This is a genomic window from Bifidobacterium actinocoloniiforme DSM 22766, from assembly GCF_001263395.1.
Taxonomy (GTDB): domain Bacteria; phylum Actinomycetota; class Actinomycetes; order Actinomycetales; family Bifidobacteriaceae; genus Bombiscardovia; species Bombiscardovia actinocoloniiformis.
In genome coordinates this window covers 225788-243812 of the sequence record NZ_CP011786.1, presented here as the reverse complement: position 1 = coordinate 243812, position 18025 = coordinate 225788, and the positions used below count along the sequence as shown (strand labels likewise).

General features: G+C 63.0%; 15 protein-coding genes and 1 riboswitch. Of the genes, 4 read left to right on the top strand and 11 right to left on the bottom strand.

The annotated features are described in order from the left end of the window. Nucleotides 1-41: 41 nt before the first annotated feature. The 5 genes from AB656_RS00845 to AB656_RS00825 form a co-directional block, all read right to left on the bottom strand. The gene (locus AB656_RS00845; RefSeq protein ID WP_033504638.1) at nucleotides 42-335 is read right to left on the bottom strand and encodes a YggT family protein; all 294 of its coding nucleotides are present in this window, start codon (nucleotides 333-335) and stop codon (nucleotides 42-44) included. A 46-nt stretch (nucleotides 336-381) separates the two neighbouring features. After that, a complete protein-coding gene (locus AB656_RS00840; protein ID WP_033504639.1) occupies nucleotides 382-873 on the bottom strand; it encodes a cell division protein SepF in 492 nt (163 codons plus the stop codon). A 46-nt stretch (nucleotides 874-919) separates the two neighbouring features. Beyond that, nucleotides 920-2128, bottom strand: a complete 1209-nt coding sequence (ftsZ, locus tag AB656_RS00835; protein ID WP_051905414.1) for a cell division protein FtsZ — start codon at nucleotides 2126-2128, stop codon at nucleotides 920-922. 201 nt (nucleotides 2129-2329) lie between these two features. Continuing rightward, nucleotides 2330-3493 carry a tRNA dihydrouridine synthase DusB gene (gene dusB / locus AB656_RS00830; protein ID WP_033504640.1) on the bottom strand — a complete coding sequence of 388 codons (1164 nt, stop codon included), beginning with the start codon at nucleotides 3491-3493 and terminating at the stop codon, nucleotides 2330-2332. A gap of 19 nt (nucleotides 3494-3512) precedes the next feature. Continuing rightward, complete coding sequence (locus AB656_RS00825) at nucleotides 3513-5030, bottom strand: glycine--tRNA ligase (protein WP_033504641.1); 1518 nt, start codon at nucleotides 5028-5030, stop codon at nucleotides 3513-3515. Between the two features lie 119 nt (nucleotides 5031-5149). After that, a riboswitch (TPP riboswitch) is annotated at nucleotides 5150-5251 on the top strand. Between the two features lie 61 nt (nucleotides 5252-5312). On the opposite strand from AB656_RS00825, the gene AB656_RS00820 reads away from it, so the two are divergent. The 4 genes from AB656_RS00820 to AB656_RS00805 all read left to right on the top strand — a co-directional run bounded on the left by AB656_RS00820 (nucleotide 5313) and on the right by AB656_RS00805 (nucleotide 10062). Next, the gene (locus AB656_RS00820; RefSeq protein WP_051905210.1) at nucleotides 5313-5687 is read left to right on the top strand and encodes an MTH1187 family thiamine-binding protein; all 375 of its coding nucleotides are present in this window, start codon (nucleotides 5313-5315) and stop codon (nucleotides 5685-5687) included. 217 nt (nucleotides 5688-5904) lie between these two features. Then, nucleotides 5905-6957: a LacI family DNA-binding transcriptional regulator gene (locus AB656_RS00815; protein ID WP_033504643.1), complete on the top strand. Its 1053-nt coding sequence runs from the start codon at nucleotides 5905-5907 to the stop codon at nucleotides 6955-6957. Between the two features lie 216 nt (nucleotides 6958-7173). Continuing rightward, entirely contained in the window at nucleotides 7174-8469 is a 1296-nt protein-coding gene (locus tag AB656_RS00810; RefSeq protein ID WP_033504644.1) for an MFS transporter, read from the top strand. Between the two features lie 72 nt (nucleotides 8470-8541). After that, the gene (locus AB656_RS00805; protein WP_033504645.1) at nucleotides 8542-10062 is read left to right on the top strand and encodes a glycoside hydrolase family 32 protein; all 1521 of its coding nucleotides are present in this window, start codon (nucleotides 8542-8544) and stop codon (nucleotides 10060-10062) included. 92 nt (nucleotides 10063-10154) lie between these two features. Here the strand turns inward: AB656_RS00805 and AB656_RS00800 are convergent, their stop codons facing one another. The 6 genes from AB656_RS00800 to AB656_RS00775 form a co-directional block, all read right to left on the bottom strand. After that, the gene (locus AB656_RS00800) at nucleotides 10155-11582 is read right to left on the bottom strand and encodes an amidohydrolase (RefSeq protein ID WP_034983414.1); all 1428 of its coding nucleotides are present in this window, start codon (nucleotides 11580-11582) and stop codon (nucleotides 10155-10157) included. Nucleotides 11583-11673: 91 nt separating this feature from the next. Then, entirely contained in the window at nucleotides 11674-12882 is a 1209-nt protein-coding gene (locus AB656_RS00795; RefSeq protein WP_081924939.1) for an MFS transporter, read from the bottom strand. A 186-nt stretch (nucleotides 12883-13068) separates the two neighbouring features. Further along, the gene (locus AB656_RS00790) at nucleotides 13069-14499 is read right to left on the bottom strand and encodes an amidohydrolase (protein WP_034983412.1); all 1431 of its coding nucleotides are present in this window, start codon (nucleotides 14497-14499) and stop codon (nucleotides 13069-13071) included. 179 nt (nucleotides 14500-14678) lie between these two features. Beyond that, nucleotides 14679-15473, bottom strand: coding sequence for an isoprenyl transferase (locus tag AB656_RS00785; RefSeq protein WP_033503863.1), 795 nt, complete (start codon nucleotides 15471-15473; stop codon nucleotides 14679-14681). Beyond that, nucleotides 15470-16207 (bottom strand): DNA repair protein RecO, encoded by a 738-nt coding sequence (recO, locus tag AB656_RS00780; RefSeq protein WP_033503915.1) that lies wholly within the window; start codon nucleotides 16205-16207, stop codon nucleotides 15470-15472. The genes AB656_RS00785 and recO overlap by 4 nt, the downstream gene beginning before the upstream one ends. Before the next feature lie 144 nt (nucleotides 16208-16351). After that, on the bottom strand, nucleotides 16352-18004 hold the full coding sequence (locus AB656_RS00775; protein WP_033503865.1) for an alpha/beta hydrolase family protein: 1653 nt from the start codon (nucleotides 18002-18004) through the stop codon (nucleotides 16352-16354). Between the last annotated feature and the right edge of the window lie 21 nt (nucleotides 18005-18025).

Here is an 18025-nt window from a genome sequence, read left to right as displayed (position 1 = left end):
TATATTTGACGACTATATCAGCCTTGTGAGCACACGCTGGATCAGATCAAAGCGTTCACCAGCACTTGCAGGACAATCAACAGGAACCACAAGAGCACGAAACTCACGTCCAATTGGATGCGTCCCAAGGGCAGGGGCGGGATGTACCGGCGGAGCCAACGCAGAGGCGGCTCGGTGAGCTGGTAGACGATGGACACCAGGGAGCCGACCAGGCCATGTGGATACCACCGAGGGGCCAGCACAAAGGCCCAATCAATGAGCATGCGCACGAAGAGGACGAAGATGTAAGCATCAATCAGCCAGTTGATCAGGTACGCCAAAAGGCCTATCAGCATAGGCGGCGGGTCTCCTTAGGTACGAAGCCAGGCCGGGCGGTCCGCCTCAGCCTGCGAAGATGTCGTGGGAGTTGGAGGTGGATTCAGCTTCCTCCACCTTGATGTTGACCTGAGCCGGGCTCAGGAGGAAGACGCGGGGGGTGACACGCTCAATGGAACCACGGACTCCGAAAACCACGCCGGCGGAAAAGTCCACAATCCGGTAGGCCACGGACTCGCTGACCCCAGTCAGATTGAGCACGACCGGCACGCCGTCCCGGATGGCACGCCCGACCATCTGCGCGTCCTCGTAGTTCCTCGGGTGGATGGTGGTGATGCGGTTGAGCCGACTCTGGAAGGGACTGGAACTGGCGGGCGCGGCTGAAACGGCTGCCGAGCCAGCGGAGGAGACGGCTGTGTTGGTAATCGGAGTGACGGAGTGGTCGGTATCGAAGCTGGAGTCCATGCCGTCGCCCACCTGGCCGTTCTCCTCCTCGTCGTCATCCACGACGTCCGCCATACCGAAGTACGACATGGCGCTCTTCATCAATCCTGCCATGAGTTTCCGCTCCTTTTACAGTTCGTGCCCTTGGATTCACGCTCCCTCAGCGCAGGAAATCCGGGATGTCCAGGTAGCCCATGTCCGTAGGCTTGGACTGGTCGTCGTCACCATCCTCGGGTTCATGGTTGTCCTGATTCGACTTATCATCGGCGGGCTGCCAAGCCTGGTTCTCGTTCTCGGTCTCGGAAGACTGGCCCGCCTGGCCCAGGGGCTGGGAATCGCCCTGGTCCGTGACGCCGGCGGTTTCCTTCCCACCTGCGGACTCCGGCTTGAAGCGGGAGGACTGCTGAGTGCTGGGGTCGAAACCGGCCGCGATGACCGTCACGCGGGCTTCGTCACCGTAGGCGTCATCCAAGGCCAGACCGAAGATGATCTGGGCCTCGGGATGTATCGCGCTGCGCACCAGCTCGACGGCGGCCGAAGCCTCTTGCAGGGTGAGGTCAGTGGGGCCGGAAACGTTCACCAGAGCCCCGTGGGCGCCCTCGATCGACTCCTCCAGCAGAGGCGAGGAGATGGCGATCTCGGCGGCCTGGGTGGCGCGGTCCTCTCCCCGGGCGGCACCGATGCCGAAAAGGGCGGTGCCAGCGTCCTTGAGGATGGCGGTCACGTCGGAGAAGTCCACGTGGATGTAAGAGTTCATCGTAATCAGGTCGGTGATGCCCTGCACGCCGGCCAGGAGCGCGGTATCGGCGGTCTTAAAGGCATCCATGACCGAAACCGTACGATCGGACAGGTCAAGCAGGCGGTCGTTCGGGATGACGATCAGCGCATCGACCTCCTTGCGCAGGTTCTCGATGCCGGACTCCGCGGAAGCAGCGCGGCGGGGGCCTTCGAAGGTGAAGGGGCGAGTGACGACGGCGATGGTGAGCGCACCCTGCTGGCGGGACGCGCGGGCCACGATTGGGCTGGCGCCTGTGCCGGTGCCGCCACCTTCGCCTGCCGTGACAAAGACCATGTCGGAGCCTTTGAGTACCTCTTCGATGTCGGACTGGTGGTCCTTGGCCGCCTTGGCGCCTTTCTCAGGATCAGCCCCAGCGCCCAGGCCTCGTGAATTGGAGTCGGACAAGGAGATTTTGACGTTCGCTTCGGAGCGCAAGAGGTCCTTGGCATCGGTATTGATGGCGACGAATTCGACGTTTTGCAAGCCCTCGGCAATCATACGATTGACCGCATTGCCGCCTGCGCCACCGACACCGACGACCTTGATATTGGTCTTGTCATTGAAATTGTCAGTCTGGGCAATCTCGCTCACCATATGCTCCTGTCACTCCGCGTTAGGGCCAACTCTAGCGCAAACCAGATACGCCAACACGCTCACCCCGCATCAGCCCTATTCTAGACTACCTCTCGGTTGTCTGAGCTGAGAATTTCCAGCCCTTTCACGCGACTTCCCCTCAATCCCTGCACAAACCTAGCAGAGCCCCTCCGACCACCGCGGTCGGCCGTGGCGCACTTAATACGAGGCATCCATCGGATCGTCGCCGAAGAGGACCCGGCGCTCCTCGCTGGTGGTGGTCCGCGAGTCCAGCCAGCCGGAGGGCAGGCGGACCTTTTTAGCATAGCGCACACGGCCGCGCGGCTTGGCGGCCACGGTCTTCGGATAAGGCTCGTCCTGGGGCAGCTCGGCTATTCGCGCGTCCAAGTCAGCCAAGGTCTCGCAGGCCATGAATGCTCGACGCGTGGCTCCCCCCACCGGGAAACCCTTGACGTACCAGGCCACGTGCTTGCGCATATCGTGGACGGCCATGCGCTCGTCGCCATCGTAGAAGTCGACCAGCAGGCGGGCATGGCGTGCCATGACCTGCCCCACCTGTCCAAGGGTGGGCTCGAACCGCTCGTCGGAACCGGCGAAAGCGTTGGCGATGTCCCGGAAGAGCCAGGGCCTGCCCTGGCATCCGCGCCCGACGGCCACGCCAGCGCATCCGGTCTGGCTCACCATGTCCTCGGCGTCCTCGGCGCACCAGATGTCGCCGTTGCCGAAGACCAGAATGTCCAACGCCTGGACCAGCTGGCCAATGCGATCCCAGTCGGAGTGCCCGCCGTAGTATTCGGCGGTAGTGCGCGCGTGCAGGGTCACGGCGGCGCAGCCCTCCTCCTGGGCGATGCGGCCGGCCTCCAGGAAGGTGGCGTGCTCGGCGTCGATGCCCACGCGGATCTTCGCGGTCACTGGGATGCCGGCAGGCTCGCAGACAGCCACGATTCGACGAATCAGCTCCGCGAACAGGTCGAGTTTCCAGGGTAGCGCTGAGCCTCCGCCCCGTCGGGTGACCTTGGGCACCGGGCAGCCGAAGTTCAGATCGATGTGGTCGGCCATGCCTCCATCCACGACTATGCGCGCGGCCTGCTCGGCGATCGCCGGGTCCACCCCGTAGAGCTGCAGGGAGCGCACCCGCTCGCTGGGCGCGAACCGGCACAGGCGAAAAGCCTTGGGATTGCCGGCCACCAGGGCCCGGGCGGTCACCATCTCCGCCACATAGAGCCCGTCAGGGCCATACTCTTCGCACAGGACTCGGAAGGGCCAGTTGGTCACGCCGGCCATCGGCGAGAGCACCACCGGCGTGGGGACGCTAATCGGCCCCAGGCGCACTGGGGCGAGGTTGATCCGCTCTTGACTCATCGCTTGCAGCGCCCTTGGCTCAGTACTCGCCACCGGCCTCGGCCACTTGCACCGGCTGGGACTCGTCCTCACCGGACTCCTGGCTCACATCCACCGAGCCATCAGCCGCGGTGGCGCCGGTGATCGAAGCGGGTCCCTCCGGGTAACGCACCCGCTTTTCGCTGACCCGCTCGCGCACATAATCCTGCACTCGATCCAGCGCCACGCGCTCCTGGTTCATCGTGTCGCGGTCGCGGATCGTGACCGCATGGTCGTCCAGGGTATCGAAGTCCACGGTGATGCACAGGGGGGTGCCGATTTCATCCTGGCGGCGGTAACGGCGGCCGATGGCCCCGGCCTCGTCGTAAGCCACCATCCATTCGTTCTGGCGCAAATCCCCGGCCAGGTTGTGGGCGATGGCCTGCAGGTCGGGCTTCTTGGACAGCGGCAGCACCGCGGCCTTGTAGGGGGCCAGGCGCGGGTCCAGGCGCAAGACTGTGCGCCGGTCCACGCCACCCTTGGTGTTCGGGGCCTCGTCCACGTCGTAGGCGTCGACCAGAAAGGCCATGAGAGAACGGGTCAGACCCGCGGCAGGCTCGATCACATAGGGGATGTACTTCTCGCCCGAAGCAGGGTCGAAGTAGCGCAGGTCCTCGCCCGAGTGCTCGGCGTGCGCCTTGAGGTCGAAGTCGGTGCGGTTGGCCACGCCTTCCAACTCGCCCCAGGTGGACCCGGTGAAGCCGAACTTGTACTCGATGTCGACCGTGCGCTTGGAGTAATGGGCCAGTTTCTCCTTGGGGTGCTCGTAGTGGCGCAGGTTCTCGGGGTTGATGCCCAAGTCCGTGTACCAGCGGGTGCGGGCGTCGATCCAGTACTGGTGCCAGTCCTCGTCCGTGCCGGGGGTGACGAAGAACTCCATCTCCATCTGCTCGAACTCGCGCGTGCGGAAGATGAAGTTGCCTGGCGTGATTTCGTTGCGGAAGGACTTGCCTATGTTGGCGATGCCGAAAGGCGGCTTGGAGCGGGAGGCGCCCATCACGTTCTTGAAGTCCACGAAGATGCCCTGGGCGGTCTCCGGGCGCAGGTAATGCAGCGAGTTCTCGTCGGCCACGGGGCCCAGGTGGGTCTGAAGCATCATGTTGAAGTCGCGCGGCTCGGTCCACTGGCCCTTGGCCCCGCAGTCGGGGCAGGGAATGTCGGCCAGCCCGTTCTCTGGCGCGTGCCCGTGCTTCTCGGCGTAGGCCTCTTCCAAGGTGTCGGCCCGGTGGCGCTTGTGACAGCTCAGGCACTCGATCAGCGGGTCGTTGAAGACGGAGACATGGCCTGAGGCCACCCAGACCGCTGTCGGTAGAATCACGGAGGTGTCCACCCCCACGACGTCGTCGCGGGTGACGACCATGGCGCGCCACCACTCACGCTTGATGTTGTCCTTCAGGGCCACACCTAGGGGACCGTAATCCCAAGCCGAGCGCGTGCCGCCGTAAATCTCGCCGGCGGGGAAGACGAACCCGCGCCGCTTCGCCAGGGAAACGACTTCATCAAGTTTTGACGCTGCCACTAGTCACACCTTCTCTTGCATACGAATGAAAACGCAATGACCTTACATTATCCTGCGCTGATGACTGTTTTCACCCTCCTGACGCGCTCCCCCGCTGTCGTCCAAGCGGCCTAAGCTGAAAGACGATGCAGGGGAACTCCTCTGGGAGTTGAGAAGGCCGTGAGGCCGACCCTTGGAACCTGTTGGCTAAAACCAGCGGAGGGAGCATGACGCGGCCGAGTCGCCGTATCCACTGGACCCCTGCACCGACGCTGGGATCCATCACACGGAAGGCGGATGGCTATGACGAATGAGCGTAAGGAAGACGGGGACAAGGGCCGGAGCGGGTCCCACGAGTACATCAACACGGTGGCTGCGGTGGCGATAGCGCCGTCGGGCGCTGGCGAGGAGCTCTCCAAGTATGTGGCCCAGGCTGTGGGCGTCATCCGCGACTCCGGTTTGAAGAACGAGACCAACGCCATGTTCACCAACATCGAGGGCGACCTGGACGACGTGCTGCGCGTGGTCCGCGACGCCGCCCTCAGGCTCGCCTCACAAGGCCACCGCACCGGCGTGAGCCTTAAGCTCGATATCCGCCCAGGCTTCCGCAACCAGATGGAACGCAAGCCCCAGCTGGTCGACGAGCTCCTCTCCGGTCAGGCTCAATCAGAGAGATAAGCCTTCCCCACCCGTTCAAACGTTCCCGCTGGGGTCACCGGCCGTCGACCCACCCACCCGGAACCGAAGGAGACAGCGAAACTCGAAACCTGCGAGTGCCAGCATAACCCGGTGGCGCCCAGGGCCGTGAGCGTAAGCGCGGCGCCGCCGGCGGCACGCTTGCGGCAAGGGCCTCGGTTAAGCTGGGGTCGTTCACATGCGCGAGAAAGGACCGTCGATGACCACGATGAAAGAGGTCGCCCAGGCCACTGGCGTGTCGGTCTCGACGGTCTCGCTGGTCCTGAACAACCTTGACAAGGGCCGGGTCAAGCCTGACACAGCCGAACGGGTGCGCGGGCAAGCCAAGGCGATGGGCTACAGGTCCAACGCTCTGGCCCGCTCCCTGCGCACCTCCCGCACCCGCATTTTGGGCTTCATCTCGCAGGAAGTGGCCACGACCCCTTTCGCTGGCGGGTTGATTATGGGCGCCCAGGACGCGGCGGCAAAGCTGGGTTACATGCTCATCACGGTTTCGACCGACGGCGTGGCCCAGGAGGAGCGCCAGATCGCCGCGCTCAAGCGTTACGGGGCCGACGGCTTTCTCTACGCCAAGATGTACGACCGGGTCGCGGATGTGCCGGCTTCGCTGGCGAAGCTGCCAGTGGTAGTGGCCAACGCGAGCGAACGCACGGGCCACTTCCCCGCTGTGGCCCCGGACGAGTTTCAGATCGGCTATGACGCCACCCGCCGCTTGGTCGAGGCGGGCTGCGAGCGCATTGCTTACATAGGGGACAAGGACCCAATCCTGGCGCAGGGCTTGCGTTTCATGGGCTACAAGGCGGCGTTGGAGGAGGCCGGGCGGGTGTTCGACCCGGCTTTGGCCGTGCACGTGGGTTTCAACCAGGAGGCCCTGGACGCGGTGGAGGGCCTGGTCAGAGCAAGTGAACCGGATGGCTTTTTCTGCTTCAACGACGCGCGCGCCTGGTACGTGTATGAAGCCGCGGCCCGTCGAGGTTTGCGGGTCGGGGCCGACTGGAGCGTAGTGGGCGTGGATAACCATCGGGTGTTCGCCGAGACGCTGGCTCCTCGGCTGACGACGATTGAGCTGCCCCACTACGAGATGGGCTACTGGGCGGTCTACAAACTGGTCTCAATCATCGAGGGCAAAACGCTGGAGATGGACGAGGCCGAAGCACCCGGCGCGAGAGCCCCCCTGCCGGCGTTGGACGTTCCAAGCCCGGCGCTCATCCACTGCCGCTTGGTGGAAAAGGACTCAGTGGCGAGCCACTAGGGACAGCTAAGGCACACTGAAGCCGGTTGCCAATGCTAGGTATACGTCAAGGAGCAATAGACGTGCCTCTTTGAGCCCGTAATGCGTCAATCGTTTGACGTCAAACGATTGACGCATTACAATGACCTTCCGGGGGCATCGAAGCAAGCTGCGCTTCGTGCAACATCGAAATCCCCGGCAGCGATGCCGGCCCCGAGACTCTATGAAAGAGGCACAATGTCCAAGAAATTGTCAGCCTGGCGCAACCCTTCCTATATGGAGAGCTCCGTAGGCATCTTCCTGTTCTTCTGCTCCTGGGGCATCTGGTGGTCCTTCTACCAGCGGTGGCTGGCCACCGGGCTGCACATGACCAACACCCAGGTCGGCACGGTCTACTCGATCAACTCGGTGGGCACCCTGGTCATCATGTTCGCCTACGGTCTGATCCAGGACGAGCTTGGCGTCAAGCGGCAGCTGACCATCTTCATCTCCGCCATCGCGGCCCTGGTCGGCCCCTTTGTGCAGTTCATCTACGCTCCGCTCATGCATACCAACATGATGCTGGGCGCCATCCTGGGCTCGATTGTCCTGTCGGCGGGGTTCATGTCCGGCTGCTCGCTGATCGAGGCCGTGACCGAGCGCTACTCACGCAAGTTCGGCTTTGAATACGGCCAATCGCGCGCCTGGGGGTCCTTCGGTTACGCGATTGTGGCCCTGATCGCCGGATTCGTCTTCAACATCAACCCGCTGATCAACTTCTGGCTGGGTTCAGCGTTCGGCGTCGGCATGCTCCTGGTCTACACCTTCTGGGTGCCGTCCGAGCAAAAGGTCGAGATGAAGAAGGAAGCCGACCCCAACGAAAAGACCAACCCCTCCCTGCAGGACATGTTCTCGGTCCTGGGGATGCCCACCCTCTGGCTGCTGATCGTCTTCATGATGTTCACCAACACCTTCTACACGGTCTTCGACCAGCAGATGTTCCCCACCTATTACGCCAACCTGTTCGCGACGCCGGAGATCGGCAACTCGGTGTACGGCACCCTCAACGGCTTCCAGGTCTTCCTGGAGTCCGCGATGATGGGCGTGGTCCCCATCATCATGCGCAAGATCGGCGTGCGTAACTCCCTGCTCCTGGGCGCGACCGTGATGTTCCTGCGCATTGGCCTGTGCGGGTTCTTCCATGATCCAATCATGGTTTCGATCGTCAAGCTCTTCCACTCGATCGAAGTGCCGCTCTTCTCGCTGCCCGCCTTCCGCTACTTCACCCTGCACTTCAACCCCAAGCTGTCGGCCACCCTGTACATGGTCGGTTTCCAGATCGCCTCTCAGGTGGGCCAGGTAATCTTGTCCACGCCGCTGGGCATGCTCCACGACCGCGTGGGCGATCGTATGACTTTCTACACGATCTCCCTGGTGGTGCTCGCGGCGCTGATTTACGGCATATTCATCCTGAAGCGCGATGATCAAGAAGTGGACGGCGACCCCTTCTTCACCGACAAGCAACTGGCTGCCCAGGCTCAGGCCGCGGCCTGAGCTTGAGCGCGGAAGCGATGACGAAAGTCAACGGCAACAAGGTAAGCAACCACATTGAAAGGATGCTCAAGGATGAACATTGAGAATATGACGACGTACGACCAGAGCGAGCAGCTGGCCCGGGCCGAAGCCGGGGTGGAGGAGCTCTTCAAGTCCCGCAAGGACCGCTGGTACCCGGTCAGCCACATAGCCTCCAAGGCCGGCTGGATCAACGACCCCAACGGCCTGTGCTACTTCCAGGGCCGCTACCACGCCTACTACCAGCTCAACCCCTTCGCCAGCGTGTGGGGCTCCTGCCACTGGGGGCATGTCTCCAGCAAGGATCTGGTCACCTGGCGGCGTGAGCCCATCGCGATGGCCCCCTCCTTCGAGGCTGAGCGGGACGGGGTCTTCTCCGGTTCGGCGGTCATCTCCGACGATGGCAAGCTGGTCATCTACTACACCGGTCACCGTTGGCGCAACGGGATCAATGAGGGTGAGGGCAACCTGCAGGAGCAGTGCATGGCCGTGTCCGAGGACGGCGTGCACTTCACCAAGCTGGGCGTGGTCGTGCCCTGCCCCGACGACCGCATCCTGCACTTCCGCGACCCCAAGGTCTGGAAGCAGGGAGGCGAGTGGCGCATGGTCTTCGGCGTCTCAACGCCCGAGCACCGGGGCGAGATCTGGATGTACAAGTCCGCCGACATGGTCAACTGGGAGTTCGACCGGCCGATCTACCAGCACCCGGACCCGGACGTGTTCATGCTGGAGTGCCCGGACATGTTCCCCCTGGACGACAAGTGGGTGATCTGCTACTCGGCCATGGGACTCTCTCCCAAGGGCTTTGAGGCTCGCAACCACAACAACGCCGGCTACGTGATCGGCACTTGGGAGCCGGGCGGCGACTTCCACCAGGAAAGTGAGTTCCACCTGTGGGACGACGGGCATAACTATTACGCCCCGCAGACCTTCGGGTGCCCGGACGGCCGCCGCCTGGTCTTCGGCTGGATGAGCCCCTTCACCCAGCCCATCCCCATGGAGGACGACGGCTGGTGCGGGCAGTTCACACTGCCGCGCGAGGTGAGCCTGGCCGGCGACCATCTGCGCACCCAGCCCATCCGCGAATTCTCCCGTCTGGACGAGGACAAGCGCGAGTTCGGGCCCATCGAGCTGGCCGTGAACGAGAGCCGGACCCTGGTGACGGACAGCGAGACCGCCGACATCGAGATGGAGATCAACCTGGCCGGCTCCCAGGCCGAGCGGATTGGCTTGGAGCTCCACCGCACCGGCAACGGCGATCATACCCTGGTCTGCTATGACGACCAGCTGGAGCGCGTGGTCCTGGACCGCCATTGCAACACCTATGGCGACCGCGGCTACCGCGCCGCACCGCTCGACAAGGCGCACGGCTCGCTTAAGCTGCGCATCATCGTGGACCGGGGCTCCATCGAGGTCTACGTGAACGATGGCCTGGAGGTCATGTCCTCCTACTCCTTCCCCGCTGACGGACCGCGCGAAATCCGCCTGGTGGCTGAATCCGGCGAAGGCAAGGCCGTGATTCCCTCCCTGTCAATCGCCAAGCTGGGCACCATCTGGGAGACGCCTGACCGCTGATAGCGGCTGAGCCATACGACGAAGGCCCGCCCCCCTGGTTCGGGGGGCGGGCCTTCCTGATCCACGCGAGATCCGCGCGAATCACCAGGGCATCAGCGAGGCATCACGTCGTCGGGGATGATCGATTGGTAATGGCTTCCGCCCATGGTCTTATCGAAGTCGGCCTTGGCCTTCGCGAGCAGATTGGGGTCGGTCAGGGCGTCGTAGGCGGTCAGCGCAATCGTCTTGCCAGCCATCAGCAGACCCTTGTGGGCGACGGACGACTTGCCATTGGACACCCACTGCCAGCTGTGCGGAGAGGTGCCTTGCGGCTCGAAACCACCGTTGAACTGGGCGGTCGGCGCAATCCAGCTCACGTCTCCCACATCGGTGGAGATGCCGGCGCTATCGCTGAAGTGCAGGGGGAGCTTTTTAAGCAACATCGGCGAATCCGCCAGCTGCCGGGCCTCATCATCGGGCATATCAGGGAAGCTCGCCTGGATGCGCTCCAGCTTCCGCGGGCCGGAATCGGGGACGGTTTCGGCGAGCTTGCGCTCGTAGTCCATCTCCTCGTCGGTTAGCTGGAGGGGCCCGACGATGTCCAGGTTTTTGTCCATGGCGATTGAGAGCGGGTGGTTGGGGATGTAGTTAGCGCAGGCCGAGTCCATCTCCATCGTGACCTTGGTGTCGGTCATCATGGCCGCGCCCTGGGCGATCCTGGTCACCCGGTCCCAGATCTCCTTGGCCTGCCCAAGCTTGGGGGCTCGCACGAAATAGTAGAGTCTGGCGTGGGACTGGACCACGTTCGCCGACTCGCCACCGGCATCGATGAAGGCGTAGTGCACGCGGGCCGGGTCGATTATGTGCTCTCGCAGGAATTGCACGCCCACGTTCATCAGCTCGGCGGCATCCAGGGCGCTACGGCCCAGTTCAGGGGCTCCCGAAGCATGGGAGGGCACGCCGGCGAAGTCATAGTAGGCCTGGATGACCGCCAAACTGGAGTTGGCCCACACCTGGGTGAAGTCCATGGGATGCCAGGTCAGAGCCGCGTCCAGTCCGTCGAAGATGCCATCGCGGGCCATGAATGCCTTACCATAGCCGGACTCTTCAGCCGGGCAGCCAAAGAGCTTGATGGTGCCTTTGAGGCCCTTCTCCTCCATGAAGGTCTTGACGCCCACCGCCGCCGCCAGGGCCGCGGCGCCCAAGATGTTGTGGCCGCAGCCCTGACCGTTGCCGCCTTCAACTACCGGCGTGGGCTCGGGCACATCGGCCTGCTGGCTCAGACCACCCAGAGCGTCATACTCCGCGGTGATGCCAATCACCGGCTTGCCCGAACCCCAACTGGCGATGTAGGAGTAGTCCATGTGGGCGACCCCCTTCTCAATCGAGAAGCCCTCCTTCTCCAGCACCTTATAATGCTGCTGGACCGACTCCTTGACCGCGAAACGGGTCTCCGGCGTCTCCCAGATGTGGTCGGCCGCCTCGATGAATTCGTCCTTTTCCTCCTCAATGATTTGCATGATCCGCTGCTTATCATCCATATGAACCTCCTTGTTGACCATGATGACATGCAATATAAGGGTATGACAGCGAACGCGGCGGCGGGCGTCGTTGCCCGCCGCCGTGGGTACATCACTTGGCGGCAGTCTTGGGGGCCTTGACCAAGAGGACCATCAGGCCAGCGGCGATGGACGCCGCGGCCATGAAGGTGAAGGCCCAGACGAAGGATCCGCCCGCGGCCTTGACCAGGAAGCCGATAATCATGGGGGCTAGGAAGCCGCCAAGAGTGCCACCGGTGTTGACGACGCCGATCGAGGATCCGATGATGCGCGGATCCATGATCTTGTGGGGCCAGGTGAAGATGCCGGTGAAGGCCACCACCGAGACGCAAGAGACCATAATCAGCAGCACAAGCGAAATCCACAGATTCTTGGAGTACACGAAACCGATGACCAGGAGGGCGCTGAGCACCGTGGCGCCGATGATGGCCATCTTCTCGCGGCCCAGGAAGACCTTGGAGAGCAGCTGGCCGGCGTAGATGGTAGCGGCGGTCGAGAAGATCGCGTTGACCGCCAGCAGCAGGCCGGTCTGGCTGATTGACAGGTGGAAGGTTGTCTTGATGTAGGTGGGCATCCAGGAGATGTTGCCGTACAGCAGGATGTTGAGCAGCAGCATCGCCAGGAAGAGGACCAGGACGTTGCGGTTCTTCAGGACCTCAAGGAAGCCGACTTTCTTCTCGCCGGGCGCGGTGTCGACGTTTGGCTCCCTCGGCTTGGACGGCACGAAAATCAGGATGCACAGGCAGGCCAGCAGGTAGAGGGTGCCCAGCACACCGTAAGCCAGGTGCCAGTTGGCGGAGATCAGGTTGGCACCCAACGTGAAGGCCAGGATGCCACCAATGCCCGAGGTGGACAAAATCAGGGATTGCACGAAGGTGCGCCGCTCTTGCGGGAAGTTCTCGGCGATCGATTTGGAGCAAGACGGCGGGTAGCCGCCGTGGCCCATGCCGGCGAAGAATCGTACGGCGATGAAGAAGGCCAGACCGTTGGCGATGCCGAACAGGTAGCTGAACACGCCGATGATGGCCATCGATGCCATCAGCACACGCTTGGCGCCGAGCTTATCAGCCAACCATCCGCTCGGAATCTGCATAAGCGAGTAACCCAGGAAGAAAGCGGACATGATGATGCCCGTTTGCCCGGAATCCAGGTGATACTGCTCGGAGATAGGGATGATGGCGGTCGAGATCATGTTCTTGTCCATATACACGATCGAGTAACCAGCCATTAGCGAGAAAATGAGGGTTCCACTCGCCATTCTCGAGGATTGTTTGCGTTCCATCGGTATTCGTCTCTCCATGATGTCCTGGGCGCCGTTGAAGCGGCACACTCAGTAGGGCCCAACCGGACCCTTTCATCTCTCTCGGGACCCCCCCCACCATCCAGGAGGCCCCACCCCTAACTCTGACTAGGGCGTGGCCCGGAACCACCTCGCAGGGTAGGTCCGGACCCGCGCCTTGGGCAAATGTCAGTGGGGCATCACATCAGCTGGAATGACCGGGCTATAGGTCTGCCCTTCGAAGGTCTTATCGAAGTCCTCCTTGGCTCGCTCGACCAATTCAGGGTCGGTCAGGGCGTCGTAGGCGGTCAACGCCAGGGTCTTGCCCGCCGCCAGCAGCCCCTTGTGAGCCACCGAAGACTTGCCATTAGCCGCCCACTGCCAGGAGTGCGCGGAAGTGCCCTGGGGTTCAAAGCCGCCGGTGAACTGCGCGGTGGGAGCCTGCCAGCTGACGTCGCCCACATCGGTGGAACCGGACGCCTTCGAAGAGAAGTGCAGGGGGTACTTCTTCAAGGCGATGGTCGACTCGGCCATCCACTTGATCTCATCGGCGGGCAGGTCGGGGAATGCGGCCTGGGTGCGGGCCAGCACCTGTTGTTTGCCGGAGGGCGAGACCGTATCGGTGTATCGCCGCTCGTAATCGAGCTCATCCTGCGTCAGGGGCAGCGGGCCCACGATGTCTAGGTTGCGGTCGATCGCCTCGGTCAGCGGATGGTTGGGGATGTAGTTGTAGCAGGCTGCGTCGAACTCCTCCTTGAGCTCGGTCTCAGTCATCAGGGCGGCGCCCTGAGCGATCTTCCGCACCCGCTTGAAGAGGTCCTCGGTCTGCTCCATCTTGGGAGCGCGCACGAAGTAGTAAAGCCTGGCGTGGGACTGGACCACGTTCGCCGACTCGCCACCGGCGTCAATGAAGGCGTAGTGCACGCGGGCATCATCAATCATGTGCTCGCGCAGGTACTGGACGCCGGTGTTCATCAGCTCGGCCGCGTCCAATGCGCTGCGGCCCTGTTCGGGCGCGGCGGCCGCATGGGCCGGGATGCCGGTGAAGTCGAAGTAGGCCTGGATGACGGCCAGGCTGGAGGAACCCCAGGCGGAGGTGACATCCATGGGATGCCAGGACAGGGCCAGGTCCAGACCATCGAACACACCGTCGCGGGCCATGAACGCTTTGCCGTAGCCCGACTCCTCGGCCGGGCAGCCGAAGATCTTAATGGTGCCCTTGAGGCCCTTCTCCTCCATGAATGTCTTGATGCCGACGCCGCCAGCGACCGCGGCCATGCCCAGGATGTTGTGACCGCAGCCCTGGCCGTTGCCGCCGGGGACGACAGGTATGTGCTCGCCTACGTCTGCCTTCTGGCTCAGGCCGCCCAGTGCGTCGTACTCACCGGTGATGCCGATCACCGGATTGCCAGATCCCCAGGTGGCCACGTAAGCGTAATCCATATGGCCCACGCCCTTCTCAATCGAGAAGCCTTCTTGCTCCAGCACCTTATAGTGCTGCTGGACCGACTCCTTGACCGCGAAACGGGTCTCGGGGGTCTCCCAGATGTGATCGGCGGCCTCGATGAATTCCTGCCGCTTATCCTCGATGATCCGCATGATTCTTTGCTTATCGTCCATGACGGCGCTCCTTCGCAATCGTCGCGGTTGCGGATCCCCCATGCACGGTATCCCGAACCGCGTTGTGCTATCACCATACGCCTCGCGGGAACGGACACGCTGATAATGACACTTGATTTCCATCAATCAGTATGTTAAAAACTGTTGTATTTCTAGCTTAACACCCCACCGCCGAAGGTCTACTTAGACTGCACGCCGCCAAATCTCCTGTCACGACGGATGTAATCATCGATGGCCCGCCAGAGCACATCGCGCCCACAGTCAGGGAAAAGCTCGTGGGCAAAGGCCAATTCCGCGTATGCGGCCTGCCAGGGCAGGAAGTTGGAGGTGCGCTGCTCGCCCGAGGTGCGGATGACCAGGTCGCAGTCGGGAAGGTCGGGGTTGTAGAGGTGCTCGGCGATCATCTTCTCCGTCACCTTCGAACCCGTGATGCGGCCCGCAGCCACCTCCTGGGCAATGGCGGTGGCGGCATCGGCCAGCTCGGCCCGACCTCCATAGTTGATGCAGAAGACCACATCGATCGTGGTGTTGTGTTTGGTGCGCTCCATGGCGGCTTCCAGCTCGTCGATGACGGACTTCCACAGGCGGGGCCGACGGCCGGACCAGCGCACCCGCACCCCCCATTCATCCATCTGCGCCACTCGACGGTGGATGATGTCTCGCGAAAAACCCATAAGGAAGCGCACTTCGCTAGGACTGCGCTTCCAGTTCTCGGTGGAGAAGGTATACAAACTCAGGTATCTGACGCCAGCTTCGATGGCTCCGGCAATGGTGTCAAAGACGACCGGCTCCGCGGCTTTGTGGCCTTCTGTGCGCACCATACCACGCTGCTTGGCCCAGCGCCCGTTGCCGTCCATGATGACGCCTACATGCTGGGGCACTTTGTCTTTCGGGAAATCGGGCACCCGCCCCGGATTGGAGAAGGGGGCGGCGGGCACGCTCAGGGACTGATAATCTACACCTTCAAAGCTCATAGGGCCGAATGTAGTAGGCGCAAGGAGCGGATGGGGCGCTCCAGGTAGTATTCGCCCCATTTCTCAACAAGCCGATCAGTCAGCGGGTCCAAGGGGCCGTTGGCCAGGCTGGCCCAATCACCCTCGGTGAGCGCCTCCAGCTGGGCCAGGACGGCCGGCGTCACGCGCACCGACTCGGGCGTGTGATCGGCTTGGCAGACCGCTCCCCCGCCGGGCACCGAGAAGAAGTTCAGGTCCGCCTGCCCGACTGGTCGCGAGCAGACGATGCAAGAATCGAAGCGGGGCCGCCAACCAGCCAAGGCCAAGGCGCGCATCAAGTAGGAGGCGGAAATCAGCCTGGGGCCGTGCAGGCCGGATGCCAGGGCGTTCAGCGCCGCAATCAACAGGAGGTATTGGGCGCAAGCGGGCTCATGCTCGGTGGAGACCAGCTTGTCCGCCGATTCCAGCATCACCCCACCGTTAGAGTACAAGTCATAGTCGGCGCAGATCGGATCGGCGTAGGCGGCGATCGAAGCGGCCTGTGAGACCACATCCAGGCTGTGGCCCTGGGCCAGCAGGAGGTCTGCCCGCATAAAAGGCTCCAGGCGGGCGCCAAAGCGCGATTTGGTCCGTCTCACACCCTTGGCCACGGCCCGGACCTTGCCGTTGGAACGGGTGAGAATCGTGACGATGCGATCGGCTTCGCCAAGCTTGACGGTCTTCAAGACCACACCTTCATCCCGGTAAGTCGCTATCACGCACCCCCTTCCCGCTGCCCTGTCATCTGCCCCTTATCAGCTCTTACGCCGTCATCCTGGTCTGCCCGTCGGACAAGGGCTCCCTTTCATCCTGCTGGCGAACAGGCCGTCCTCGACCTTGCCCGCCGCCGGCAGCGGCCATCAGTAGATGAACAGCCCCCAGAAGGCGAAGACCAATAGCAGGGAGAGCATGGCCAGGGCCGTTGTCCAGAAGAAAACGAGGCCGAACCGACTGGAGGCCAGGACCGGACCCGAATCGTTCGCCTTGAGCTTGCGGGCTATGGCAGCTCCGCTGAATCCTTCGCGTCTGACTTGAGCGGGGATGCGGCGCACGCCCTTGAGCGTCGCCGCCTCGTACAGACGCACCAGGACCCAGGACCAGGCTAAAACCACCAGCGCGCTGACCAGCTGGATGACCGGCCAGGACCAGTCGCTCACGCCTGCGGGGTCGGGCACACCGCCCCAGCCCAAACGGACCAAGGCCTGGATAACCTGACCTAGGCCGGCGGCGAAGAGCAGGAGGGCCGCCAGGGTAGAGCCAATGATGCCCGCCAGGGTGCCGCCAAAGCCATGGGAGAAGCCCAAGACCAGGCGCTTGTCGCGCTTGAGCAGGCGATAGAGCTTAACACCGGCCGCCGCCACGGCCATCAGGGCGCTGGCCAACAGGAAGAGGACTGCGCTGGCGTGGACGATGACCATGTAGACCGTCAGCTTACGCCTGCCGTACAGGTCCAAGGGCACCGCGATTGACTGGTGGATGGTCGATCCGGCGACCGGCTCGGTGGTCTGCTTGAGCCCGTGGGCCTGACCCTGGGTCCAGTCCACGACATCACGCATGTAGTGGTCGGCCAGCGGCGTGCCGGCCACGGCTTCGTCACCCAAGCGCAGCACGTGGTTGGAGACCGCGTAGGAGCGCACGGTCACATCCCAATTGCCTTGCTCGTGGGCGACGGCCATGATTTTCTGGGCCCCCTCCACCTGGGCGGTCATCACGTCCTTGGTGCCGTACGCCACCAGTGTGGGCACGGCATAGGCCCGCTTTGACTGGGTCCTGATGTCGAGGTTACCCAAGCCGAAAAGGGAGCCGTCAGTAGAGAAGAGGCGTCTGACCACCGACTGGTAACCGGGGTTGGAACCAGCGATGGCGAAGTCCTGAGCCACGAAAAAGCCCAAGGCGTGGCGGGGCGAGTACACCATGGGACTCAACAGGATTTGGAAGGCTATGCGCGGGTCGTCCTCCAGCAGGTAAGTGGAAATCCAAGTGGATTCGCTGGTGGCGTAGATGCCGACCTTATCGGGGTCCACGCTCGACTGCGCGCGTAGGTAATTCGCCACTTGATCGTAGGCCTTGGCGGAGGCTGGATAATCGCGGTCGATGTCCGTAGTGGACCAGACTGGTTTGTCGATGACCGCGGTCACGAAGCCTGCGGATGCCATCGACGCCGCCACATCGCCGAAGGAGTTATCGCAGGTGCCGTAGCCAGCACCGTGCATGAAAAGAACCGCAGCCCTTTTGCCCGCCGCCCCGATCGGCTCACGCACCAGCACGTGGATTCGCTGGACCTCGCCAGTGGCTTCGCGCTTGGCGTTCACCCAAGCGTACCGCTGGGAAACCCGGTAAGCCCCCACCTGCTCCATGGGCGCATGGCCGGGATTGTCGAAGGCCACGGCTGTGTCGGGGGTCAAGGTGACCAGGTTCTGGTCCACTGGCTCATACTTCCACGGCACCGCGGTCAGATGGGAGATGGAAACCAGGATGCCCATCAGGATGACGAAGACGGGCAGGCTGGCCATGAGCCGCCTACGCCAGGTCCA

Bases quoted from the DNA above. Each gene is read 5' to 3' on its own strand.
- AB656_RS00845 (WP_033504638.1), bottom strand. From the start codon at position 335: ATGCTGATAGGCCTTTTGGCGTACCTGATCAACTGGCTGATTGATGCT.
- AB656_RS00840 (WP_033504639.1), bottom strand. From the start codon at position 873: ATGGCAGGATTGATGAAGAGCGCCATGTCGTACTTCGGTATGGCGGAC.
- dusB (WP_033504640.1), bottom strand. From the start codon at position 3,493: ATGAGTCAAGAGCGGATCAACCTCGCCCCAGTGCGCCTGGGGCCGATT.
- AB656_RS00820 (WP_051905210.1), top strand. From the start codon at position 5,313: ATGACGAATGAGCGTAAGGAAGACGGGGACAAGGGCCGGAGCGGGTCC.
- AB656_RS00815 (WP_033504643.1), top strand. From the start codon at position 5,905: ATGACCACGATGAAAGAGGTCGCCCAGGCCACTGGCGTGTCGGTCTCG.
- AB656_RS00810 (WP_033504644.1), top strand. From the start codon at position 7,174: ATGTCCAAGAAATTGTCAGCCTGGCGCAACCCTTCCTATATGGAGAGC.
- AB656_RS00805 (WP_033504645.1), top strand. From the start codon at position 8,542: ATGAACATTGAGAATATGACGACGTACGACCAGAGCGAGCAGCTGGCC.
- AB656_RS00800 (WP_034983414.1), bottom strand. From the start codon at position 11,582: ATGGATGATAAGCAGCGGATCATGCAAATCATTGAGGAGGAAAAGGAC.
- AB656_RS00795 (WP_081924939.1), bottom strand. From the start codon at position 12,882: ATGGAACGCAAACAATCCTCGAGAATGGCGAGTGGAACCCTCATTTTC.
- AB656_RS00790 (WP_034983412.1), bottom strand. From the start codon at position 14,499: ATGGACGATAAGCAAAGAATCATGCGGATCATCGAGGATAAGCGGCAG.
- AB656_RS00785 (WP_033503863.1), bottom strand. From the start codon at position 15,473: ATGAGCTTTGAAGGTGTAGATTATCAGTCCCTGAGCGTGCCCGCCGCC.
- AB656_RS00775 (WP_033503865.1), bottom strand. From the start codon at position 18,004: ATGGCCAGCCTGCCCGTCTTCGTCATCCTGATGGGCATCCTGGTTTCC.